Source organism: Microlunatus capsulatus (assembly GCF_017876495.1).
GTDB classification, from domain to species: Bacteria; Actinomycetota; Actinomycetes; order Propionibacteriales; family Propionibacteriaceae; genus Microlunatus; species Microlunatus capsulatus.
The window spans coordinates 204,866-228,306 of the sequence record NZ_JAGIOB010000001.1 but is presented as its reverse complement, the minus strand read 5'-3'; the positions used below and the strand labels follow the sequence as shown (position 1 = coordinate 228,306).

The following is a 23,441-nucleotide window of genomic DNA, read 5'->3' as shown; positions in this document are numbered from 1 at the left end:
CGCACGACCGCACCTCTGCGAGACGCTGCGCACCGGTGAGGGGAGACACGGCGTGACCCGCGGACGGCAGGACCTCGGCACCAGGAGCCGGCTGCGCAAGCTGGGCGCCGATCTCGGCACGACCGCCCTGGCCGCCGCCGCGACGGCGCTGGCGCTGGACGACTCCCGCTGGAGCCTGGTGCTGCTGGCCCTCGCCCTGGCCGCCGCCACGGGCCGCGCGGTCACCATGCGCCGGCGCAGCCCCCGCCTCAACCTGCTGACCAGCCAGCTGGGCCAGCGCGCCCTCATCGGCGCGTCGGCCGCGACGGCGCTGGCCCTGCTCCGGCCCGACCACGCCCTCGGCGCGGCCCTCGGCGGCGCGGTGCTCGTGGCCGCGGTCCTCTACGAGCCCTACCTGCGGCCCGGGGCGGACGTGAAGGTCCCGGTGGTGGCGCACCTCCCGGGCGTGCGCACGACCCCGGTGCCCGCCGACCTCAGCCGGCAGGTCCTGCTCGCCGACCTCGGCGCGACCGCCGCCGGCCTCGTGCTGGCGGCGCTCGGGGTGTCGCCGTGGTTCTGGGTGCCGCTCGCGGTCCTCGCGGCCGCCACCCGGGTGCTGGTGTCCCGCGACAGCGCCCGCCGGGCCGCGGCCCTCCGGCGCTACGAGCGCGACCTCCCGGGGGCGGTCGCCGCGCTGGAGCCCGAGCTGGCGCTCTACACCTCCTGGCCGGGGGCCGACGGCGTCCACCAGGTGACGATGTGGCTGCCCTACCTGCAGCGCACCGGCCGGCGCTGCCTCGTGATCACCCGCAGCAGCGCGAGCGCCCGGGCGCTCGCCGACCTCGTCGACGTGCCCGTGGTGGAGGCGCGCGGGCCGGCCGACCTCGACGTCATCGTGACGCCCTCGCTGCGGGCGGCCTTCTACCCGAACGCCTCCTCGGGCAACGGCGTCCTGGTCCGGTACCAGCAGCTCACCCACGTCTTCCTGGGCCACGGCGACTCCGACAAGCCGACGTCCTACAACCCCACGCACGCGATGTACGACCGCATCTTCTGCGCCGGCGAGGCCGCTGTCCGCCGCTACGGCGAGCACGGCATCACGATCCCGGACGAGAAGTTCGTCGTCGTGGGCCGCCCGCAGGTCGAGGCGATCCAGACCGCCGCGCCGCGGACCGACGGCCGCCCGCCGGTCGTGCTCTACGCGCCCACCTGGCGCGGGCACGTCGAGGAGACGTCGCTGTCGTCGCTGGCCGTCGGGGAGGGCGTGGTCCGCGGCCTGCTGGAGGCCGGGGCGACCGTCGTGTTCCGCCCGCACCCCTTCAGCCAGGGCTTCCGCGAGGACGCGGCCCTGGTCGAGCGGATCCAGCAGCTGCTCGCCGAGGACCGGGGCCGCACCGGACGTCCGCACCTCTGGGGCCCCGCGGCCGAGACCGAGCGCGGGGTCGTGGACTGCTTCAACCTCTCCGACGCCCTCGTGTCGGACGTCTCCAGCGTGGTCTCGGACTACCTCTTCTCGGGCAAGCCCTACGCGATGGTCGCGGTGCCGGGCGACCCGGAGCGGTTCCGCGCCTCGTACCCGGTCGCGCGGGCGGCCTACGTCGTCCCCTCCGACCTCGACGGCCTCGCGCCGACGCTGAGGACGATGCTCGGCGACGACCCGCTGGCCCCGGTGCGGCGGGCGCAGCGCGTCGACTACCTCGGCCCGTTCCCCAGCCAGGGCTACGCGTCGGCCTTCGTCGACGCGGTCGAGGCCGTGGCGGGGGCCGAGCGGCTGCGCACCGACAGCGACGAGACCGGCGACGAGACCTTCGACGGGACGTCCGCGGCCGCGGCGGAGGAGGGCCCCGTCGCCGACGGGACCCCGGCGGTCCGCCGGCCCACCCCGGTCCGCCGCTCCCGCTCCCGCTCCCGCAAGCGGCTGAAGAAGCTCCAGCGGCGACTCGCCCAGCCACGGCGCTGGTCGCAGGGCGCCGCCGTGCTCGCGCTGCTCACGCTGGTCGTCGCCCTGGTCGGCGGGCCGGGCCCCGCGGTCGCGCTGTCCGGCCTCGCCACGCTGGCCACCCTGGTGATGACGGTCCGCCCGACCCTGCGCCGGCGCAAGCGCTGGCACCGCCTGCTGGGCGAGGGCCGCGGGGCGCGGGTGGTCCTGGTCGCCGCCGCCGTCGTCGCGGTGCCCGACGCGCGGCTGCCGGCTCCGGCGGCCCTCGTCGTCCTGGTGCTGCTCACCTGCGTGGTCGTGGGGGAGGCCGCGGTGCAGCGGGCCTGGGGCCGGCTGGGCCTGCAGGTCCGCAACTTCCCGGCGATGCGCACCCAGGTCGCGGAGGGCGTGCCGCGCGGTGCGCTCCCGCTGGCCGGCACCGCCGCCCTGCTGCTGGTCCTGGTCGCCGACGTCGTCGCCGTCCCGTGGCCGGTGCTCGTCGTCGCCGCGCTCGCCCTGCTCGCCCTCTTCCTGGTCGTGCTGGTGCGGGCCCTCGACCGGGCGGCCCGCCTGGTGGGGGCCGAGCACCGGCTGCGCGAGGAGCTGACGGCCCTGGCCCCCGAGTTCGCGGTCTACTTCGCCGGCACCGTCGGGGCCGGCTACCAGGTGGGCATGTGGGCGCCCTTCCTGGCCCGGATCGGCCGTCCTTTCGTGGTGGTCACCCGCTCGCCGGACACCCTCGGCGAGATCGGCCGGGCGCTCAACCGGCACGGCGTCGACGCCCCGGTGGTCGTCCGGCCCACGCTCACCAGCCTGCAGGACGTCCTCGTGCCCTCCCTGACGACCGCGTTCTACGTCAACAACGCCGCCCGGAACACCCACTTCATCGAGCGCCGCGAGCTGACCCACGTCTGGCTCAACCACGGCGACTCCGAGAAGCCGGCCTGCTACAACCCGGTGCACGCCATCTACGACCTGATCTTCACCGCGGGCCAGGCCGGCGTCGACCGCTACGCGCGGCACGGCGTGCACATCCCGCAGGAGAAGTTCCGCGTCGTCGGCCGCCCGCAGGTGGAGAGCATCGAGCCGGCGCGGGCGCCGGTCAGCACCGTCGAGCAGCCCACCGTGCTGTACGCGCCCACCTGGCAGGGCCCCTACGCCGACACCCGGCTGTTCTCCCTGCCGGTGGGGGTGCCGCTCGTCCAGCACCTGCTGGCCGCCGGGGTGCGCGTGATCTTCCGCCCGCACCCGACGAACTACCAGTTCCCCGCCTGCGTCGCGATGATCAAGAAGGTCAACCGGGTGCTGGCCCGGCACCGGCGCGAGACCGGGGTGCCGCACCTGTACGGCTCCGCCGCCGAGCGGACGATGTCGGTGGAGGACTGCTTCAACCTCTCCGACGCCATGATCAGCGACGTCTCCGCCGTCGTCACCGACTACCTCCACTCCGGCAAGCCGCTCGCGATCGTCAGCGTCGGCCGCACCCCCGAGCAGCTGGTGGAGGTGGCGCCCGCGGCCCGGGCCGCCTACGTGCTGCTGGAGGACCTCTCCAACCTCGACGCCGTCGTGGGCGACCTGCTGGGGTCCGACCCGCTGGTGGGCGTGCGGGAGCAGACCCGCCGGTACTACCTCGGCGACTTCCCGGTGCAGACCTACGCCGACGGCTTCCTCGACGCCGCCCGCGAGGTCATCGACGCCCGCACACCGTCCGAGCGCTGGCAGGCCGCCGCGCTGAGCACCGGGGAGTGACCGTGGTCCGCGACGACACCCGGCCGGGCCTGCAGAGGGCCCGCGACCTGCTGCTCGACCTGCTCACCGGGCTGCTCGCCGTCGGCGGCCTGCTGCTGGACCGGGCCGGGCAGCCGGCCGGACCGCTCGTGGTGCTGGCCGCCCTGCTGGTCGTGGCGCTCCGGACGGCGCTGCTGGCCCGCGGCCGCACCCCCGGCTGGAGCCCGCTCGGCCAGCTGCTCACGCTCCGGGCGCTGCCGCCGGCCGCCCTGGCCGCGCTGCTCGCCACCGGGGCCGGCACCGCGGACGGCGTCGTGGCGGTGGTGCTGGCGGCGGCCGTGCTGCTCGGCTGCCTCACCGTCGAGCCGGTGCTCGCCCGCGCGGCCCGCTTCACCGTCCCCGTGGCGGCGCGGCTGCCCGGGGTGCCCGACGCGCCGACCTCGCCGCCGCTGGGCCCGCCCGCCGTCGTCGCCTCGTCCGCGGCCGTGGTGGCCGGCGTCCTGGTGGCCCTGCTCGAGCTGTCGCCGTGGTGGTGGCTCGGCGCCGCCGTGCTCGCGGCCGTCCCGTCCGCCGTGCTCGGGCTGACGGGCCGGGCCAAGGTCGTGGCCGCCCGACGGCGCCGCGCGCTCGTGCCGCAGGCCGTCGCCGACTACGCGCCGGAGTTCATCGTCTACACCTCCCGGCCCGACGACGCCTCGTACCAGATCCTCATGTGGCTGCCCTACCTGCAGCGCGCCGGGCTCCGCTTCCTCGTGGTCACCCGCAACGCCGTGCCGGCGGCCGCGCTCGCCGGGCAGACCGACGTCCCCGTGGTCGAGGCCCGCAGCACGGCCGACCTCGAGGGGCTGGTGGTGCCGTCGCTCAAGGCGGTGTTCTACGTCAACGCCTCCTCCGGGAACGGCGCCATGGTCCGCTTCCAGCACCTGACGCACATCTACCTCGGCCACGGCGACTCCGACAAGCCGCCCTCGTACAACCCCACCCACGCGATGTACGACGTCGTGTTCACCGCCGGGCCCGCCGCGGCCCGCCGCTACGCCGCCCACGGCGTCCGGATCCCCGCCGAGAAGTTCCGCGTCGTCGGCCGGCCGCAGGCCGAGGACGTCCACCAGGTCGACCGGCCCATCGGCGACGTCGACGAGCCGGTGGTCCTCTACGCCCCGACCTGGCGGGGCCACGTCGAGGAGACGATGCTCTACTCGCTGCCCGGCGGCGAGCAGGTGGTCCGGACCCTGCTGGCGCGCGGGGCGACGGTGATCTTCCGCCCGCACCCCTTCAGCTACGACTTCCCCGAGGACGCGGCCGTCATCCGCCGCATCCACGACCTGCTGGCGGCGGACGCCCGGCGCAGCGGCCGGGCCCACCTGTGGGGCGCCGCGGCCGAGTCCGAGCGCGGCATCCTCGACTGCATCAACGCCTCGGACGCGATGGTGTCCGACGTCTCCAGCGTCGTCGTGGACTACCTGTTCTCGGGCAAGCCGTTCGCCATGGTGGCCGTGCCCGCGGAACCGGCGGCCTTCGTGGCCGAGTTCCCCGTCGCCGCCGCGTCCTACGTCGTCCGGGGCGACCTCGCCGACCTCGACGAGCAGCTGGCCGCGCTGCTGGGGCCCGACCCGCTGCGCGAGCAGCGGCTGGCCCTGCGCTCGGACTACCTCGGCGACTTCCCGGCCGCCCACTACGCCGACGCCTTCGTCGACGCCGTCCGCCACGTCGCCGCGCAGGCGCGGGAGGACCAGGACACCGAGGACCGCGGCGACGCCGAGGCCGAGGAGGCCCCGGGCGCCGAGGACGCTCGTCCGGGCGGCGAGGACGAGGCCGAGCAGTCCCGGGCCGCCGCCGGTCTGCGCCGCTACACCGGCCTGCTGCTCGGGCTCGGCGTCGGGCTGGTCGCCGTGGGCGTCGCCCTGGTGGCCGTGCTGACGGCGGTGCTCGACACCCCGGCCGGGCTGCCCGCCGCGCTCGCGGTGCTGGCCACCGTCCTCGGGCTGGTCTCGCTCACCCGCGGCCGCCGGGGCCGACGCCCGCGCCTGCTGGACCGGGCCTCCGTCCTGCGGGTCCTGCTGCTGGTCGTGCTGGCCCTGCTGGTCACCCGGTCGGGAGTCGACGGCCCGGTCGTCGCCGCCCTGCTGGTGCTGGTCGCGGCCCTGGTCGCCGAGCGGACCGTCGAGGCCTGCTGGGGCGGCTTCGGGCTGCAGGCCGTCGGGCTGCCCGAGGCGGTCCGGCCGGTCCGCGAGGTCCTGCCGCGGGAGTGGCCGGCCCGGGCCTGGGTGGTCGTCGTGCTGGTCGCGACGGTGCTGCTGGGGCCGCTCGCCGCGGCCCTGCCCGCCCAGCGGCGCACCCTCGAGCTCGTGGTCCTGGCCGCCGCCCTGCTGGTGCTGGTCGCCCTGGTCCCCGTGGTGGTCCAGGCGCTGCGGCGGGCCGTCGCGGTCGTCCGGGGGGAGGCCCGGCTGCGGCCGGCGCTCGAGGCCCGGGCCCCGCAGTTCGCCGTCTACTTCGCCTCCACCGTCGGCGCCGCCTACCAGGTGGGCATGTGGCTGCCCTACTTCGTCCGGACGGGCCGGCCGTTCGTCGTCGTCACCCGCACGCTGCCGATGCTGCGCCAGGTGGCGCAGGTCTGCGCGGAGCAGGGGGTCGACGTCCCGGTCGTGCACCGGCCCACGCTGCGCAGCCTCGAGGACGTCATCGTGCCGTCGATGACGTCGGCGTTCTACGTCAACAACGCGGTCCGCAACACCCACTTCATCGAGCGCCGCGAGCTCACCCACGTCTGGCTCAACCACGGCGACTCCGAGAAGCCGGCCTGCTACAACCCCGTGCACGCCATCTACGACCTGATCTTCGCGGCCGGCCAGGCCGGCATCGACCGCTACGCGCGGCACGGCGTGCACATCCCGGAGGAGAAGTTCCTCGTCGTCGGGCGCCCGCAAGTCGAGCAGATCGAGGCGGCCCGCGGGCCGGTTTCTGCGCAGCAGCCCCCGACGGTGCTCTACGCGCCGACCTGGCAGGGCCCCTACGCCGACAGCCGGGTCTTCTCGCTGCCGCTGGGGGAGCAGATCGTCGGCGCGCTGCTGGAGCGCGGCGTCCGCGTCGTCTTCCGCGTGCACCCGTTCAACTACCGCTACGCCGAGTGCCGGGCCATGGTCGCCGCGGTCGGCGCCCTGCTGGACGCCGACCGGGAGCGGACGGGCCGCCAGCACCTCTGGGGACCGGCCGCGGAGTCCGAGCTCAGCGTCGAGGACTGCTTCAACCTGTCCGACGCCATGGTCGCCGACGTCTCGGCGGTGGTCTCGGACTACCTGCGCTCGGAGAAGCCCTTCGCGATGGTCTCGGTCGGCCGCACGCCCGAGCAGCTGCTGGTCGAGGCCCCCGCGGCCCGCGCGGCCTACGTGCTGCGCGAGGACCTCTCGAACCTGGGCACGGTGCTGGACGAGCTGCTGGTCACCGACCCGAAGGCCGACGTCCGGCGGGAGACGCGCGTCTACTACCTGGGCCAGTTCGCCCCGGGCCAGGACGCGGAGGGGTTCCTCTCGGCAGCGCGGGACGTCGTCGACGGCCGCTACGCCAGCGCGGAGGCAGCCGCCCACCGGGTGGCGGGCGACCCGTCGCTCAGCGCAGCTCCTGCGCCGCGAGCAGAGTGAGCGCCCGCAGCGCCAGCGGGTAGCCGGCCACCCCGAGCCCGACGATGACGCCGGCGGCGACGGGGGACAGGTAGGAGTGCTGCCGGAACGCCTCGCGCCGGTGCACGTTGGAGATGTGCAGCTCCACCACCCGGGTCCCGGAGCCGCTGACCGCGTCGGCCAGCGCGATGCTCGTGTGGGTGTAGGCGCCGGCGTTGAGCACGACGCCGACGAGCTCGCCGTCGGCCTGGCGGCGGCCGGCCTCCTGCACCCACTCCACCAGCTCGCCCTCAAAATTGCTCTGCCGGCACTCCACGTCCAGGCCCAGCTCGCGGCCGGTGGCCAGGCAGTCGGCCTCGACGTCGGCCAGTGTGGCGTGGCCGTAGACCCCGGGTTCGCGGGTGCCGAGCAGGTTGAGGTTCGGTCCGTTGAGGACCAGGGCCGCGGTCATGGCTGCATCGTGCCACGCCGGGCGCCGGGGTCGGCCCGGTCGTCCGGAGCGGGGCCGGCGAGCCCCAGCCGACGGACGAGCTCGGCGACCAGGGGCGGGGGCGGCGGGAGCGGCCGGTCGTCGACGGCGGTGACGGCCACCACCCCGCTGAGGCTGCTGGTCCAGACCAGGGCCCGGGCCGCGGGCAGGTCGGCGGGGTGCAGGCGGGCGACCCGGACGGGCTGGCCCAGGTCGGCCAGCAGGTCCAGCACCTCCCGGCGGGTGACGCCGGCCAGCAGGTGCTCGTCGAGCGGCGGCGTCCGCCACACCCCGTCGGCGCCCCAGCAGAAGAGGTTGCCGCGGGAGGACTCGGTGACCCCGGTGGCCTGGTCCCCGACGAAGTAGGGCAGCGCCGGCGCGACGGCCGCTTCGGCCGCGGTCAGCGCCGCGCGGTCCGACCACTTGTGCCGCCAGGACTCCACCGGCCGCTCGGCCCGCCGCAGCGCGCACGTCTCCGGACGCGGACCCAGCCCCCGCACCGCGACCTCGACGTCAGGTCGAGCCGCAGGGCTGACCGGTCGGACGGCGATCCGCACCGCCGCCCGGGGCTCGACCTCGACCTCAGCCAGAGCCGCCAGGACGCGGCCGGGGAGGTCGTCGGGCAGGCCGTGGCCGTAGAGCTCGCGGCAGGACAGGTCGAGCCGGGCCAGGTGCGCTGCCAGCCGCAGCGGCCGGCCGGCCACCGCCAGCACCGACTCGAAGACCCCGCCCGCGCGCTGGGCGGCCGTCGGCGGCAGCGCCCGGCGGGGCAGCGCCGGGTCGAGCCGTCCGCCGGCGGCCTCGACCAGCGGCGCGGCCTTGTGCCAGCACTCGTACCACTCCAGCACCGGCACGGAGTCGGTGGTGATCCCGCCGCCCACCCCCAGCTCGAGGGTGCCGTCGGCCAGCTCGAAGGTGCGGATGGTGACCGCCAGCTCGGCGCCGCGGGTCGGGGTGACGAGGCCGACGGCCCCGGTGTGCGCCCCGCGCGGCGCCGGCTCCAGAGCGGGCAGCGCGGCCAGGGCGGCCGCCTTGGGCGCCCCGGTCACCGACCCGGGCGGGAAGGTGGCGCGCAGCAGGTCGGCGAGGTCGCGGTCGGGCGCCAGCCGGGAGGTGACGGTGGAGACCAGGTGCCAGACCCCCGGGTGCGGTCGCAGGGCCAGCAGCTCGGGCACCTCGACGCTGCCGGCCGCGCTGACCTGGGCGAGGTCGTGCCGCACGAGGTCGACGATCATCACGTTCTCGGCCGCGTCCTTGGCCGACGCGGCCAGGGCGGGGGAGGTGGTCTCCCCGGGCGCCCGCGGGGCGGTGCCCTTGATCGGCGAGCTCGTCACCCGGCCCTCGTGCAGGCTCCAGAACAGCTCGGGGCTGAACCCGGCCAGGGCCCGGCCGCCGGGGCCGGTGACCAGCGCGGCGCGGTCGGGGTGCAGCCGCTCGACCACCCGGGCGAAGAGCCGGGCCGGCTCCCCGGCGTAGCGGCCGACGGCCCGCGTGCAGAGGTTCACCTGGTAGAAGTCGCCGCGGCGGATCCGGCCGACGGCGTCCTCGACGGCAGCCAGGTGCTGGTCCCGGGCGGCGTCGGGGTCCGCGGGCGTGCGGACGACGTCGAGGCCGGGCGTCCCGACCGGCTCGTCGGGCTCGCCGGCGGCTGCGGCCAGCTCGGCCCGCCAGTGCGCGAGCTCGGCCGCGTCGGCCTCCTCCCGCCCGGCCAGCCCCAACGTCTCGAAGGTCCAGCCCTCCGCGGGCCGCCAGCGCAGCAGCGAGCCGTGGAAGGCGAGCACGGTGCGGCCGGGGCTGAAGCCGAGCGCGGCGACCCAGCCGCCGCCGACGACGTCGGCGGGTGTTCCCGGACGGGGCGGGGTGACCGCGGGCAGCCGGGCCAGGTCGTCGAAGCCGTCGGCCGCGTCGACGGGCTCGCGGACCAGCAGCGGCCGGCGCAGCACGAGGACGCCGCCGCCGAACCACTCCCCGCTGAGCACGGCCGGCCGGTCGGAGACGGGCAGCCGGGCCACCAGCCGCTCGGGCGGGCAGCCGGGACCCAGCGCGACCGCGGACGGGGCGGCGGTCCAGGTGCTCGGGTCGGCGGGGTCAGGCGTCACGGGACAGGCTGGCGAGCACCCGGGCGGCGCTCCCGCTGAGGCCCAGCTCCTCGGTCAGCCGGGCGAAGGTCCGCGGGTGGGCCGGTGCCTCCGGCAGCACCAGGTCGTCCCAGGTGACGCCCAGCTCCAGGTCGCGGGCCACCGCCACCACCGTCGGGGCGACGGCGAGGTAGTCGATCGCCGCCCCGAGCTTGGACCGGACGCCGCCGGAGACGGGGCTGTTCTCCCGGCTGGAGGCCTCGAGGATGCCGTGCAGGTCGCCGTAGCTGGTGAGCAGCGAGGCGGCCGTCTTCTCCCCGATGCCCGAGACCCCGGGCAGGCCGTCGGAGGCGTCGCCGCGCAGCGTGGCGTAGTCGACGTAGGCCGACGCCGGGACGCCGTACCTCCCCTGGATCCAGGCGTCGTCGACCACCTCGTGCTTGCCGACGCCGCGGGCGATGTAGAGGACCCGGACGGGCTTGGCGTCGTCGACCAGCTGGAAGAGGTCGCGGTCGCCGGTGACGACGTCGGTGGCCATCGGCGCCGTGCTGGCCAGGGTGCCGATGACGTCGTCGGCCTCGTAGTGGTCGAGGCCCACCACGGGCAGCCCCAGCGCGGCGAGCACGTCGAGGATCATCGGGACCTGCGCGGCCAGGGCGTCGGGCGCGGACTCGCCGGGGATGGTCGTCGCCATCTCGGGGACGACGGTGTCCCCGCCGCCCGCGACCCGGTGCGCCTTGTAGGAGGGGATCAGCTCGACCCGCCACTCCGGGCGCCAGTCGTTGTCCCAGCAGCAGGCCAGGTGGGTGGGGCGGTAGGTGGTGACGAGGTGGGCGATGAAGTCGAGCAGGCCGCGGACCGCGTTGACCGGCCGGCCGTCCGGCGTCCGCAGGGAGTCCGGCACCCCGTAGAAGGCGCGGAAGTACAGCGAGGCCGTGTCCAGAAGTAGCAGTCGCTGCGCGGTCACGCGGGCAATCCTGGCACGATACGGCCATGGAGAAGCTGGACCGACGCATCCTCGCGCTGCTGGCGCGCGAGGGGCGGATGTCCTACACCGACATCGGCCGCGAGACCGGCCTCTCCACCTCCGCCGCCCAGCAGCGCGTCCGCCGGCTGGAGCAGCGCGGCGTGATCACCGGCTACCGGGCCGTCCTCGACGCCGCCGAGCTGGGCCTGATGGTGACCGCCTTCGTGGCGATCAAGCCGTTCGACCCCAGCCAGCCCGACGACGCCCCCGAGCGGCTGCAGCACATCGAGGAGATCATCTCCTGCTACTCGGTGGCCGGGGAGCCCAGCTACCTGCTCAAGGTGCAGGTCCCGACGATGAGCCACCTGGAGTCGCTGCTGGCCCGGATCCGGGCCGACGGCAAGGTCTCCACCCACACCACCACCGTGCTCTCGGTGCCGTACGAGGACCGACCGCAGATCTGAGCACGCACGCCCGCCCCGGCCCCGCCGACCCGGCACCCCTGGTGCTGACCGGCGGCCGCGTCGTCAGCCCCGCCGCCCCGGGCGCCACGGCGCTGGTGCTGCAGGGCGGCCGGGTCGCGTTCGTCGGGGCCGACGCCGCCGCCCGCGCGGCCGCGTCCGGCGCCCCCGAGGTCGACCTCGGCGGCCGGCTGGTCACCCCCGCCCTCGTCGACGCCCACGTGCACTGCGTCCAGGTCGGCCAGGTGGCCGACGGCCTCGACCTGCACGACGCCGTCAGCCGGACCGACGTGCTGGAGCGGGTGGCCGCCCACGTCGCCGCCCGGCCCGGCACCCGGGTGCTCGTCGGCCAGGGCTGGGACGAGCGGGGCTGGCCCGAGCCGGTGCCGCCGACCCGGGCCGAGCTGGACCGCGCCGCCCCCGGCGTCGCCGTCTACCTGGCCCGGGTGGACGTCCACTCCGCGCTGGTCTCCAGCGCCCTGCTGGAGCGGCTGCCGTCGCTGGACGGGCTGCCCGGGGCCACGGCGGAGGGCTGGCTGACCCAGGACGCCCACCACGCCTGCCGCGGGGCGATGGACCGGCTGTTCACCGACGGCGAGCGGCGGGCCGCCGTCCGGACGGCGCTGACGGCCGCCGCGGCGGAGGGGGTGGCGACGGTGCACGAGCTGGGCGGCGCCCACCTCGGACCGCTCGCCGACCTCGTCCGGGTGGCCGAGGAGGCCGCGGCCCTGGGCCTGCGGGCCGTCACCTACTGGGGCGAGCTGGCGGCGGAGGAGTCGCTGGCCGCCGCCCGCGCCGTCGGGGCCGTCGGGCTGGCCGGCGACCTCTGCGTCGACGGCGCCATCGGCTCCCACACCGCGGCCCTGCGCGCGCCCTACGCCGACGCGGACACCCGTGGTGTCCGCTACCTCGACGACGACCAGGTCACCGCCCACCTGGTCGCCTGCACCCGGGCCGGCGTCCAGGGCGGGTTCCACTGCATCGGCGACGACGCGGTCGCGGCCGCGGTCGAGGGGCTGCGCCGCGCCGCCGCCGTCCTCGGGCCCGAGGCGGTCCGGGCCGCCCGGCACCGGCTGGAGCACGTCGAGATGGTCGCGGCCGACGACCTGGCCGTCCTGGCCGACCTCGGCGTCGTCGCCAGCGTCCAGCCCGCGTTCGACGCCGCCTGGGGCGGGCCGGGGGAGCTGTACGAGCAGCGGCTGGGCCGGCGCGCCGCGACGATGAACCCCTTCGGCGACCTGCACCGGGCCGGCGTCGCGCTCGCCCTGGGCACCGACGCGCCCGTCACGGCGCTGGCCGGCTGGGCGACGGTGCGGGCGGCCGTGCAGCACGTCCGGCCCGAGCAGCGGCTGCCGGTCGCGGTGGCCTTCGACGCCGCCACCCGGGGCGCCCACGCCGCCGCCCGGGACGAGGTCCGCGGCGTGCTCGCGCCGGGCCGGCCGGCCGACGTCGCCGTCTGGGACGTGGACCCCGCGCTGCTCGAGGAGACGACGGGGTTGCCGCGGCTGGACCCGGGCGACCCGCTGCCGGTCTGCGTCGCGACGCTCGGGGCCGGTCGCGTGATCCACTCCGACCCGGGAGCCCTGGGTAAACTCCCTCCGTGTCGACGCCCCTGACCCCTGCCCCCGCCGCAGCGGTCGACCCCGCCCCGGACCCGGTCACCGGGCCGGTCGCGGACACCCGACGGGGGCCTCGGCTCCGCGCGCTGGGGGCGCTCGCGGCCGGGGCGGTGCTGGGCCTGGCCTGGCAGCCCTACGGCCTGTGGCCCCTGCTGCTGGTCGGCGTGCCGGCCCTGACGCTGCTGGTCCGCGGCCGCCCGCCGCGCCGCGCGTTCGGCCTCGGCTACCTGTTCGGCCTCGGCCTGCTGGCGGTGAGCATCAGCTGGCTGCACGTGCTGGGCGTCTGGGTGGCGGCGCTGCTCATCGTCTTCGAGGCGCTGTTCTTCGGCGTCCTCGCCGCCGCCCTGACGCTGGTGCTGCGGCTGCGCGCCTGGCCGCTGGCCGCGGCGTGCTGCTGGGTGGGCGTCGAGTTCGCCTACTCCCGGATCCCCTTCGGCGGCTTCGGCTGGGTCCGGCTCGCCTACGCCGCCGTCGACACCCCGGTCGCCGGCTTCTTCCCACTGGTGGGGGTGGCGGGCGTGTCGTTCGTCGTCGCCCTCGTGGGCCAGCTGGTGGCCTGGCTGGTGCTGAGCCGGTCGGGCCTCGGGCTGCGGCGGCGCACGCCGACGGCCCCGCCCGCCGCCCGGCGCGGCCCGCTGCTGGTCGTCGCCGGCGCCCTCGTGCTGCTGGTGGTGGCCGGGACGGCGCTGCGCGGCTTCCAGGTGGAGCCCGCCGCGGGCCGGCTGGGCAGCGTCGACGTCGGGATCGTCCAGGGCAACGTGCCCGGGCGCGGCATCGAGGCGATGGGCCGGGCGCGCTCGGTCACCAACAACCACCTCGCCGAGACGGTCGACCTGATGACCAAGGCCCGGCTCGGCCAGGTGCCCACCCCGGACTTCCTGCTCTGGCCGGAGAACTCCACCGACATCGACCCGACGAAGGACGGCCTCACCGGGCTGACGGTGCAGTCGGCCGCACAGATCGCCGGCGTGCCCATCCTCGTCGGCGCGGTGATGCAGGGTCCGGGCGAGGACGAGCGGCAGACGACGGCCCTGTGGTGGGACCCCGTCGCGGGGATCCTCGCCCGCTACGACAAGCGCAACCTCGTGCCGTTCGGGGAGTGGATCCCCTTCCGCGACGAGCTGCTGCCGCTGGTGCCCGTGCTGGCCCAGGTGGGCGCCCAGTCGATCCCGGGCACCACGCCCGGCGTCCTCGACGTGCGGGTGGGCGGCCGGCCGGTCAAGGTGGGCGACGTCATCTGCTTCGAGCTGGCCTACGACGCCACCGTCTACGAGACCCTGACCGCCGGCGCCCAGGTGTCGGTGGTGCAGAGCAACAACGCGACCTACGGCGGCACCGGGCAGATCGAGCAGCAGTTCGCCATCACCCGCGCCCGCGCGATGGAGTCCCGCCGCGAGATCGCCGTCGCGACCACCAACAGCGTCTCCGGCTTCATCGACCGCGACGGCCACGTCGTCACCCGCACCACCGAGTTCACCGCCGACGACCGGGTCGTCACCATGCCGCTGCGCAGCACCCTGACGCCGGCCGTGCTGCTCGCCCCGTGGCTCGACCGCGGCCTCACCCTGCTGGCCGCGCTGTGCTGCGCGCTGGCCCTGCTGGGGACGCGCTCGACGCGACCCCGCCCCGACCCCGTCGGCCCCGTCCGGGCGCCGACGCCGACGAACGGAAGAGACTGGACGTGAGCGAGCCGACGCCGACCGGAGGCGCCCCCCGGGGGGACGAGCGGACCCTGGTGATCATCCCCACCTACGACGAGCGCGAGAACCTGCCGCTCATCGTGGGCCGGGTCCGCGCCGCCGTCCCCGACGCCCACGTGCTGGTCGCCGACGACAACTCCCCGGACGGCACCGGCGAGCTCGCCGACCGGCTGGCGGCCGAGGACGACCACGTGCACGTGCTGCACCGGGCCGGCAAGGAGGGCCTGGGCGCCGCGTACCTGGCCGGCTTCGCCTGGGGCCTCGAGGCCGGCTACGACGTCCTCGTCGAGATGGACGCCGACGGCTCCCACCAGCCCGAGCAGCTGCCGCGGCTGCTGACGGCGCTGTCCGGCGCGGACCTCGTGCTGGGCTCGCGCTGGGTGGCCGGCGGCACGGTCGTCAACTGGCCGCTGTCGCGCAAGGTGCTCTCCCGCGGCGGCAACCTGTGGACCCGGCTCGTGCTGGGCATCCCGCTCAAGGACGCCACCGGCGGCTACCGCGCCTTCCGCGCCGCGACGCTGCGCGGGCTGCAGCTCGACGGCGTCGTCTCGGCCGGGTACTGCTTCCAGGTCGACCTGGCCTGGCGCGCGCTCAAGGCGGGCTTCCGGGTGGTCGAGGTGCCGATCACCTTCATCGAGCGGGAGCACGGCGTCAGCAAGATGAGCCAGCGGATCGTCGTCGAGGCGCTGCTGCTGACCACCCTGTGGGGGATCCGGCACCGGGGGCAGCAGCTGCGCTCGCTGGCCCGGCGGGCCCCGGCGGTGTCGCGGTGAGGCTGCGCGGCGGGCTGCCGCTCGTCGTCTTCCTCGTCCTGCTGGTGGCGGTGCCGATCTTCGAGGTCTGGCTGCTGCTGCAGGTCGCCGACCGGATCGGCGCGCTGCTGACGCTGGGCATCCTCGTCGTCGAGGCCGTGCTGGGCGGCTGGCTGATGCGCCGCGAGGGCGGCCGGGCCTGGACGGCCCTGACCGACGCCTTCGCCACCGGCAAGGTGCCCAGCGGGGAGCTGGCCGACGCGGCGCTGGTCCTGGTCGGCGGCCTGCTGCTCATGCTTCCCGGCTTCGCCACCGACATCGTCGGCTTTCTCTTCCTGCTGCCGATGACCCGGCCGGCGGCCCGGAAGCTCGTCGCCTTCTTCATCGCCCGCCGGCTCAACCGGCTGGGTGTGCCCACCCCGGCCGCCGGCCGCGGCGACGTCATCGAGGGCGAGACCGTCCCCGACCCGGCCCCCGGGCCGCAGGGCCCCACCGTCATCCGCGGCGAGGTGTCCGACCGCTGACGCGGCGAGGTATCCGACCGCTGACGCGGAACCGCCCCGCGCGGACCGACCAGGTGGTCGGTCCGCGCGGGGCGGTCCGGTGTCGTGCTGGGCCCGACCCGGAGGTCAGGCGGTCTTCTTCTTCGTCGGCGCGGTGCGCGACCAGGCCGTGGAACCCAGCTCGCCGGCCCGCAGCAGCGTCAGCCGCTCGGCCAGCAGGTCCTCGAGCTCGGCGATCGAGCGGCGCTCCCGCAGCATGTCCCAGTGCGTGCGGACGGCCTTCTCCTCCTTGGCCTCCGGGCGCTGCCCGTCGGACCGCAGGGACTCGGCGCCGCAGCGCGGGCACTCCCACAGCGAGGGGATCTCGGCCTCGGCCGAGAACACCAGCGTGAAGTGGTGCTGGCGGGAGCAGTCGTAACCGACCTCCTGGCGCGCGGCGAACTCGACGCCGGCCTCGTCCTCGAAGCTCTTGGCTCCCAGTCCGGTGCCCCTCAGTGAACGATCAGCCATGACTTACCTCCGTCTAGACGTCTAGCGCTTGTCTCCCCGAGCGGTTACAACTCCCGAGGCAGCCGGAATGTTCCGGCCGCTGCCTGCGCCCCCGTCCCACCCCGACCCTCAGCCGGGTCGGCGCGTCACCTGCGGGGGAGGGGCGACCCTGGAGAGGGCGACCGCCCCGGCCAGCAGGACCAGCGCGATCCCCACGATACCCACCCGGTCGGAGAACAACCCGGAGAACAGGGCGAACAGGCCGGGCGCGAGGAACGAGGCCGCCCGTCCCGTGGTGGCGTAGAGGCCGAACATCTCGCCCTCGCGGCCGGGCGGGGCCACCCGGGCCAGGAACGAGCGCGAGCTGGCCTGGGCCGGACCGACCCACAGGCACAGCAGCAGCCCGAAGACCCAGAACATCGTCGGGCCGGACGCGAACAGCAGCACCGTGCAGGAGACGAGCAGGCCCACCAGGGAGACCATGATGATCTGCTTCGGCCCCACCCGGTCCTCGACGACGCCGAGGACCAGCGCGCCCAGGGCGGCGACCACGTTGGCGGCCACGCCGAAGACGAGCACCGTGGCCTGGTCGAGGCCGTAGACGCTGACGGCCAGGATGGCGCCGAAGGTGAAGACGGCGGCCAGCCCGTCGCGGTACAGCGCGGACGCGAGCAGGAACCAGACGGCGTTCCGGTCGCGGGCGAACAGCCTCTTCACGTCGCCCACCAGCAGCCGGTAGGACTGCGGCACCGACACCCGGCGGCTCGGCGGGCCGGGCGGCAGCTCGGGGACGGCGAACAGCACGGGCAGGGCGAAGAGCGCGAACCAGACCGCCGAGAAGACGGCGACGACGCGGATGTTGAGGCCGCCCTCCGACGTCACCCCGAACCAGCCGACGTCGGGCGCGATGAAGCCGACGTAGCAGATGAGCAGCAGGAAGATGCCGCCGAAGTAGCCCATCGACCAGCCGAAGCCGGACACCCGGCCCACCGTGGCCGGCGTCGACACCTGGGGGAGCATCGCGTTGTAGGAGACGCCGGCGAACTCCTGGAACACCGCGCCCGCGGCGAGCAGCACCAGCGCGGCGTACAGGTAGGCCGGCTCGTCGCGGACGGTGAAGAGCCCGAGCATGGTGGCGACGACGAGGCCGGTCCAGATCGCCAGGTTGCGCCGGCGGTGGCCGCCGGCGTCGGAGCGCTGCCCGGTGATCGGGGCGATCAGGGCGACGAGGAGGCCCGCGACGAACCCCGAGATGCCGAGCCAGGTGTTGGCGCTCAACCCGCCCGGCTCGGCGTCGCCGACGACGCCGCGCACCACGTAGGGGCCGAAGACGAAGGAGGTGATGACGGCGTTGTACGCGGCCGAGCCCCAGTCCCACAGGCCCCAGGCCAGCACGACGCGGCGGCGCACCCCCGGACGGCCCGGGTCGGCCGGCGCGGTGGGCGCCGGTCCGGTCGTCGCGGCGCTCACGTCCACCGCCCGTGCGCGGTCAGCACGTCCTTGAGCGTGTCCACCCGGTCGGTGAAGATGCCGTCCACCCCCTGCTCCAGCAGCCACTCCATCAGCGGCGCGTCGTCGACGGTCCAGACGTGGACCTGCTTGCCGGCCCGGTGCACCGAGCGGACCAGCGCCGGCGTCAGCAGGGTGACGTCGCGGCGGGCCAGCAGGTGCCGGACGGGGATCTGCAGGGCGGGCGCGGAGGTGTTGAGCACCCGCGTCAGCCAGGGCAGGAAGCGGTTGGCCGCCACGCCCGCGGCGCTCGCGGAGGAGGCGACCCGGCGGCCCAGCCGGCGCCGCAGCCGGTGCAGGCGGCGGACGCCGAAGGAGCTGACGCAGACCCGGTCCCAGGCCTCGTGCTCCTCGACGGCGTCGGCCAGCAGGTCCACCGCGCCGGGGGACTTGGCGTCGACGTTGAAGCGGGCGTCGGGGAAGGCCGTCAGCAGCTCGGCCAGCCGGGGGATGGGGTCGCGGCCGTGGATGCGGGCCTCGGCGACCTCGGACCAGGGCAGCGCCGCCACCAGGCCGGTCCGGTCGGTCACCCGGTCGAGCCGGTCGTCGTGGAAGGCCAGCAGGACGCCGTCGGCGGTGGCGTGGACGTCGGTCTCGAAGTACCGGTAGCCGAGCGCCGCCGCCTGCTCGAAGGCGTGCCGGGTGTTCTCCCGGTGCAGGTTCGGGGCGTAGCGGGCTCCGCCGCGGTGGGCGAACGCCAGGAACGGGGCGTCGAAGAACGGGTACTCGTCGGCCCTCATGCGCTCATCGAAGCACGCGGAGCGCGCGCGGGGCCGCTCGACACCAGCTCTGCGGGCGTCCGCGGGCGGAGCGGGGACGGACCGCTCAGAGGCCGGGCAGGCGGGCCAGCAGCCCGTCGACCTGCGACGGCAGCCAGGTGGGCGGCCCCAGCGTCAGCAGGTAGGCGTAGCCGACCAGGCCGCAGCCGGCGATGAAGACGAGGAAGGCCGCCGTCTGGCGCGCGCGGGACCACGAGCGGAACCGGTGGAGCTGCGCCTTGAACACCGCCATCAGCCGCTCGGCCCAGACGAACTCGCTGGCCATCACGGCCAGGCCCAGCAGGACCAGCGGGATGCCCCCGGGACCCGGCAGCGGCCCGGTGACGAAGCCGAGGACGACGAGCAGGGTGCCCACGATCCCGACGCCGAAGCGGTAGACCCGCAGCTGGTGGGGGCTCTGCCGGATGCGGGCCCGCCAGCGCCACCGGTCCTCCGGCGAGTCGCGCAGGATGTGGTGGCTGCCGTGCGGCACCGGTCCGGCGTGGTCGTCGTCGGGCGCCGGCAGGGGCTCCGCCGCGTCGTCCAGGGTGGCGGCGTGCGGGGCCGTCCGCGACCGCGGCGGGTCGAGGTCGGGCACGGGGTGGACGTCGCGCGGCACAGGCTGCTCGACGTCGGGCGACATGCCGCCACCCTAAGGTCCGCGGGCAAACCGGGTCCGCCCGATCCCGGATTCTCAGCGACAGCACAGCCGCTCCGACCGCGACCCGGCGGCACCCGGGTTGGGCCGGTGCATAGCCTGGCGTCGTGCTGGACGACCACGCCGCCGTGAGCCCGGACGAGGACCTGCGACCCGAGCGCGCCACCGCGCCCGAGGAGCCCGTCCCCGACGACGTGCTGGAGCGCCTCTTCCGGCACGGCCGGCTCCAGGTGACCCAGACCCCGCTCGTCGAGATCGGCAGCGGCCGCCCGCTCGCCGTCCGCCTGGTGGCCCACGGCCCGGCCGACGACGACGCGGCGGCCCCCGCCCGGCTGCGGTCCCTCGTCGCCGCCTCCGACCAGGCCGCCTTCCTCGACGAGGCCACCCGTGCCCGTGCGCTGGCCGAGGCCCGGCTGGCGCCGCTGCTGCCGGACGCCCCGCTGGTCCTCGACGCCCACCTGGCCTCGTTCAGCCAGCTGTCCCCGAACGCCGACCCCACGCTCGTCGTGCTCGTGGTCGACAGCGGGGACGCCGTCGAGCGGCCCGCCGAGATGCTGCGGCTGGTGTCCGCCGCGCGCGCCCAGGGCTGGGAGATCGGCCTGCGCGACGTCGGCAGCAGCGCCGCGAGCCTCGCCGCCGTCGCCGTGGTGGAGCCCGCCCTCGTCGTGCTCAGCCGCCGGGTCCTCGACGAGCCCACCAGCCAGCTGAGCGTCGAGACCATCCAGGCCACGACCGCGTTCAGCCACTCCTCCGGCGCGGTGGTGGCGGCCGAGGACGTCTCGGACGCGGCGTCGGAGGCCGCGGCCGTCGCCGCCGGGGCGACCCTGGCCTGCGGTCCGCGCTACCACGGCCGCACCCGGCGCTCGCCGCTGCGACCGGCCGAGGAGGTGCTGCGGCTGTTCACCCCGCCGCTGCCCGTCCCGCACCACAGCCCCTACGAGCTCGCGGCCCGCCGGCACACCCCGCGGCGGGCGACCAAGCCGGTGCTGGTGGCGCTGAGCCACCGGCTGGAGGCGATCGCCGGTCCTGCGGGCCGCTCGAGCCTCATCCTGGCCGCGTTCCAGACCGCGGAGCAGTTCACCCCGGACACCCGGGAGCGCTACCGCGACCTCGCCACCCGCAGCACGCTGGTGATGGCGGCCGCGCACGACCTGCACGCCACCGACACCCCCGGCGTCTCGGTCACCGCCCTGGACGCCTCGGACCCGCTGGTGCACGAGTGGAACGTGCTGGTGCTGGCCCCGACCATGTCGGTGATGCTGGCGGCCACGGACCTGCGGGCGCCGGTGCGCCGGCAGCGCGACCGCGAGTTCGACTACATCCTCACCTACGACCGCGACCTGGTCGCCCACGCCGCCCGCAGCATGCTGAGCCGGCTCACGCACCGCGCGGACCCGCCCGCGGGCTGAGCGGCGGCCCGTCCCGGTGCGCGATGATGACCGCGTGACGACGATCCTGTCCATCCAGTCCTCGGTGGCCTACGGCCACGTCGGCAACAGCGCGGCGACGTTCCCGCTGATGCGGATGGGCGTCGAGGTCTGGCCCGTGCTCACCGTCCACTTCTCCAACCACACGGGCTACCCCGGCTGGCGGGGACCCCTGCTGCGCGCCGAGGACGTCGCCGACGTCATCCGGGGGATCGACGAGCGCGGCGTGCTGGACCGCTGCGACGCCGTGCTGTCCGGCTACCAGGGCGGGGCCGACGTCGGCGCCGTCATCCTCGACGCCGTCGCGCTGGTCCGCTCCCGCAACCCGTCCGCGCTGTACTGCTGCGACCCGGTGCTCGGCGACGTCGGCCGCGGGGTCTACGTCCGACCGGGCATCCCCGAGCTGATGCGCGACCGGGTCGTGCCCGCCGCGCAGGTCATCACCCCGAACCAGTTCGAGCTGGAGCTGCTGACGGGGCTGGGCACCACGACCCTGCCCGAGGTGCTCGCCGCCGCGCAGGCGGCCCGGGCGCTGGGCCCCGAGATCGTCCTGGTCACGAGCGTCGTGCACACCGACGCCGAGCCGGGCACGATCGACATGGTCGCCGTCTCGGGCGAGGGCGCCTGGCGGGTGACGACGCCCCTGCTGCCGCGCACCTTCACCGGCGCCGGCGACCTGACGGCCGCGACCTTCCTGGCCACCTACCTGCGCACCCGCGACGTCGCCGCCTCGGTGGCGCACACCGCCGCCGTCGTCCACGGGGTCCTCGACGTCACCGTCCGCTCGGGCCAGGCCGAGCTGCAGCTCGTCGCCGCCCAGGACGAGATCGCCGCCCCCACCCGGACCTTTCAGGCCGTCCCGGTCTGACGGACCCGGTCACCGAGTGCTGACCGGAGGCAGCAGCAGAGCCCGCGCACCTGTCCCGATCCAGCCCTCAGTGCGGAAACCGCTGAGAGGTGGCGGGCGAGGAGGCTCGCGGCCGCAACCCCTCAGCAGTTCCTGAGCGCCAGGAGCCCTTCGACGAGCTCAGGGAGCGGAGACCCGGCGGACGCCGGAGCGCGCGCCGCCGTCTGGACGACCGGAGCTCGCCGACACGTTCTTCGTCGGCGAGCGCAGGAGGAAGACGGCGGGCCGGAGCGCGCTCCGCGCCCGAGCGGAGCGAGGGCAGACAACGCAGCCATCAATCCCGGAAGACCTCGATGTTCGCGCCCAGGGCGTTGAGCCGGTTGGCGAGGTCCTCGTAGCCGCGGTTGATGACGTAGACGTCGCGCAGCACCGACTCGCCGCGGGCGGCGAGCATGCCGAGCAGGATGCAGACGGCGGGGCGCAGGGCCGGCGGGCAGACCACCTGGGTGCCGCGCCAGCGCGTCGGGCCCTCGACGATCACCCGGTGCGGGTCGAGCAGCTGCACCTGGGCGCCGAGCCGGTTGAGCTCGGTGAGGTAGATCGCCCGGTTCTCGTAGACCCAGTCGTGGATGATCGTCTTGCCCTCGGCCGTGGCCGCGATGACCGCGAAGAAGGGCAGGTTGTCGATGTTCAGCCCCGGGAACGGCATGGGGTGGATCTTGTCGATCGGGGAGCGCAGGGCGCTGGGGCGCACCGTCAGGTCGACGAGCCGGGTGTGGCCGTTGTCGGCGACGTACTCGTCGCTGAGGGTGAAGTCGAGGCCCATCTCCTCCAGGATCGCCAGCTCGATCTCGAGGAACTCGATCGGCGCGCGCTCGATGGTCAGCTCGGACTGGGTGACGATCGCCGCGGTGAGCAGGCTCATCGCCTCGATCGGGTCCTCCGACGGGGCGAACTCGACGTCGGTGTTGATGCTCTCGACGCCGTGCACGCGCAGGGTCGTGGTGCCGATCCCGTCGATCTCGACGCCGAGGTGGGTGAGGAAGACGCAGAGGTCCTGGACCATGTAGTTCGGGCTGGCGTTGCGCAGCACGGTGACGCCGGGGGACAGGGCCGCGGCCAGCAGGGCGTTCTCGGTGACGGTGTCGCCGCGCTCGGTCAGGGTGACCGGGCGGGTCGGCTCGACCGACTCGTCGACGCTGCACTGGTAGAAGCCCTCGGTGGGGACCACGTCGAGGCCGAAGCGGCGGAGCACCTGCAGGTGCGGCTCGATGGTCCGGGCGCCGAGGTCGCAGCCGCCGGCGTAGGGCAGCTGGAAGCTGGGGTAGGAGTGCAGCAGCGGCCCGAGGAACATGATGACGCTGCGGGTGCGGCGGGCGGCCTCGACGTCCATGGCGGCCAGGTCCAGCTCGTCGGGGCGGACCAGCTCGAGGTCGTTGCCGCCGTTGAGCCAGGTGGCGCGGACGCCGATGCTGGTCAGCACCTCGAGGATCCGGTTGACCTCCTCGATCTTCGCGATGCCGCGGATGACGGTGCGGCCGCGGTTGATGAGGCTGGCGCAGAGCAGGGCGACGGCCGCGTTCTTGGAGGAGCGGACGGCGATCGAGCCCGACAGCTTGACCCCGCCCTGCACGCGCAGGTGCAGCGGGCCGTTGGGGCCGACCGAGATCAGCGGCGACTCGAGCGCCTCGGCGATGCGGTTCACCATGTCGAGGCTGAGGTTCTGGTTCCCGGCCTCGATGCGGTGCACCGCGCTCTGACTGGTCCCGAGCACGTCGGCCAGCTGGGTCTGGGTGAGCCCCCGGTGCTTGCGAGCGTCACGGATGAGCCCTCCGATGCGGTCTGCGTAGGTGTCAGTCACGCGGACGAGGTTAACTCACATGTGAGATTTTCTGAGAACTGGCGGCGTGTCGCCTGCTCGGCACGGCGGCCGCTACGCCCTCAGCGATCGCCCGCGGCCGG

At 75.5% G+C, this 23,441-nt stretch carries 17 protein-coding genes; 9 read left to right on the top strand and 8 right to left on the bottom strand.

Annotation, left to right across the window (positions count from 1 at the left end; all coding sequences use genetic code 11):
* Nucleotides 1–52: 52 nt before the first annotated feature.
* A complete protein-coding gene (locus tag JOF54_RS01040) occupies nucleotides 53–3,646 on the top strand; it encodes a CDP-glycerol glycerophosphotransferase family protein (RefSeq protein WP_210052182.1) in 3,594 nt (1,197 codons plus the stop codon).
* On the top strand, nucleotides 3,643–7,263 hold the full coding sequence (locus JOF54_RS01035) for a CDP-glycerol glycerophosphotransferase family protein (protein WP_210052181.1): 3,621 nt from the start codon (nucleotides 3,643–3,645) through the stop codon (nucleotides 7,261–7,263). The genes JOF54_RS01040 and JOF54_RS01035 overlap by 4 nt, the downstream gene beginning before the upstream one ends.
* Here the strand turns inward: JOF54_RS01035 and aroQ are convergent.
* Genes aroQ through JOF54_RS01020 form a run of 3 tightly spaced genes read right to left on the bottom strand, consistent with a single transcriptional unit; the run spans nucleotide 7,232 to nucleotide 10,756 of the window.
* On the bottom strand, nucleotides 7,232–7,693 hold the full coding sequence (gene aroQ / locus JOF54_RS01030) for a type II 3-dehydroquinate dehydratase (RefSeq protein WP_210052177.1): 462 nt from the start codon (nucleotides 7,691–7,693) through the stop codon (nucleotides 7,232–7,234). The two genes, JOF54_RS01035 and aroQ, sit on opposite strands and share 32 nt — an antisense overlap.
* On the bottom strand, nucleotides 7,690–9,810 hold the full coding sequence (locus JOF54_RS01025) for a bifunctional chorismate-binding protein/class IV aminotransferase (RefSeq protein WP_210052175.1): 2,121 nt from the start codon (nucleotides 9,808–9,810) through the stop codon (nucleotides 7,690–7,692). The genes aroQ and JOF54_RS01025 overlap by 4 nt, the downstream gene beginning before the upstream one ends.
* Nucleotides 9,800–10,756 carry a 5'-3' exonuclease gene (locus tag JOF54_RS01020; RefSeq protein ID WP_210052173.1) on the bottom strand — a complete coding sequence of 319 codons (957 nt, stop codon included), beginning with the start codon at nucleotides 10,754–10,756 and terminating at the stop codon, nucleotides 9,800–9,802. The genes JOF54_RS01025 and JOF54_RS01020 overlap by 11 nt, the downstream gene beginning before the upstream one ends.
* Nucleotides 10,757–10,782: 26 nt before the next feature.
* On the opposite strand from JOF54_RS01020, the gene JOF54_RS01015 reads away from it, so the two are divergent.
* From JOF54_RS01015 to JOF54_RS00995, 5 genes are read left to right on the top strand one after another with little or no spacing between them, the layout of a single operon-like run.
* On the top strand, nucleotides 10,783–11,220 hold the full coding sequence (locus JOF54_RS01015; protein ID WP_210059257.1) for an Lrp/AsnC family transcriptional regulator: 438 nt from the start codon (nucleotides 10,783–10,785) through the stop codon (nucleotides 11,218–11,220).
* A 41-nt stretch (nucleotides 11,221–11,261) separates the two neighbouring features.
* Nucleotides 11,262–12,833 (top strand): amidohydrolase, encoded by a 1,572-nt coding sequence (locus tag JOF54_RS01010; protein ID WP_307803696.1) that lies wholly within the window; start codon nucleotides 11,262–11,264, stop codon nucleotides 12,831–12,833.
* Entirely contained in the window at nucleotides 12,818–14,521 is a 1,704-nt protein-coding gene (gene lnt / locus JOF54_RS01005) for an apolipoprotein N-acyltransferase (RefSeq protein ID WP_210052171.1), read from the top strand. The genes JOF54_RS01010 and lnt overlap by 16 nt, the downstream gene beginning before the upstream one ends.
* Entirely contained in the window at nucleotides 14,518–15,309 is a 792-nt protein-coding gene (locus tag JOF54_RS01000; RefSeq protein ID WP_210052169.1) for a polyprenol monophosphomannose synthase, read from the top strand. The genes lnt and JOF54_RS01000 overlap by 4 nt, the downstream gene beginning before the upstream one ends.
* Complete coding sequence (locus tag JOF54_RS00995; RefSeq protein ID WP_307803694.1) at nucleotides 15,306–15,812, top strand: FxsA family protein; 507 nt, start codon at nucleotides 15,306–15,308, stop codon at nucleotides 15,810–15,812. The genes JOF54_RS01000 and JOF54_RS00995 overlap by 4 nt, the downstream gene beginning before the upstream one ends.
* Nucleotides 15,813–15,917: 105 nt before the next feature.
* On the opposite strand, the gene JOF54_RS00990 is transcribed toward JOF54_RS00995, so the two are convergent.
* The 4 genes from JOF54_RS00990 to JOF54_RS00975 all read right to left on the bottom strand — a co-directional run bounded on the left by JOF54_RS00990 (nucleotide 15,918) and on the right by JOF54_RS00975 (nucleotide 19,190).
* Entirely contained in the window at nucleotides 15,918–16,301 is a 384-nt protein-coding gene (locus JOF54_RS00990) for an RNA polymerase-binding protein RbpA (protein WP_210052167.1), read from the bottom strand.
* 108 nt (nucleotides 16,302–16,409) lie between these two features.
* Nucleotides 16,410–17,750 carry an MFS transporter gene (locus JOF54_RS00985; RefSeq protein WP_307803693.1) on the bottom strand — a complete coding sequence of 447 codons (1,341 nt, stop codon included), beginning with the start codon at nucleotides 17,748–17,750 and terminating at the stop codon, nucleotides 16,410–16,412.
* A complete protein-coding gene (locus tag JOF54_RS00980) occupies nucleotides 17,747–18,529 on the bottom strand; it encodes a glycerophosphodiester phosphodiesterase family protein (RefSeq protein ID WP_210052165.1) in 783 nt (260 codons plus the stop codon). The genes JOF54_RS00985 and JOF54_RS00980 overlap by 4 nt, the downstream gene beginning before the upstream one ends.
* A gap of 85 nt (nucleotides 18,530–18,614) precedes the next feature.
* A complete protein-coding gene (locus tag JOF54_RS00975) occupies nucleotides 18,615–19,190 on the bottom strand; it encodes a PGPGW domain-containing protein (RefSeq protein ID WP_210052163.1) in 576 nt (191 codons plus the stop codon).
* A 122-nt stretch (nucleotides 19,191–19,312) separates the two neighbouring features.
* On the opposite strand from JOF54_RS00975, the gene JOF54_RS00970 reads away from it, so the two are divergent.
* Nucleotides 19,313–20,614 carry a DICT sensory domain-containing protein gene (locus JOF54_RS00970; RefSeq protein WP_210052161.1) on the top strand — a complete coding sequence of 434 codons (1,302 nt, stop codon included), beginning with the start codon at nucleotides 19,313–19,315 and terminating at the stop codon, nucleotides 20,612–20,614.
* A 34-nt stretch (nucleotides 20,615–20,648) separates the two neighbouring features.
* Nucleotides 20,649–21,500 carry a pyridoxal kinase PdxY gene (gene pdxY, locus JOF54_RS00965; protein ID WP_210052159.1) on the top strand — a complete coding sequence of 284 codons (852 nt, stop codon included), beginning with the start codon at nucleotides 20,649–20,651 and terminating at the stop codon, nucleotides 21,498–21,500.
* Between the two features lie 313 nt (nucleotides 21,501–21,813).
* Here the strand turns inward: pdxY and JOF54_RS00960 are convergent, their stop codons facing one another.
* Nucleotides 21,814–23,340: a helix-turn-helix domain-containing protein gene (locus tag JOF54_RS00960; protein ID WP_210052157.1), complete on the bottom strand. Its 1,527-nt coding sequence runs from the start codon at nucleotides 23,338–23,340 to the stop codon at nucleotides 21,814–21,816.
* Nucleotides 23,341–23,441: the final 101 nt, after the last annotated feature.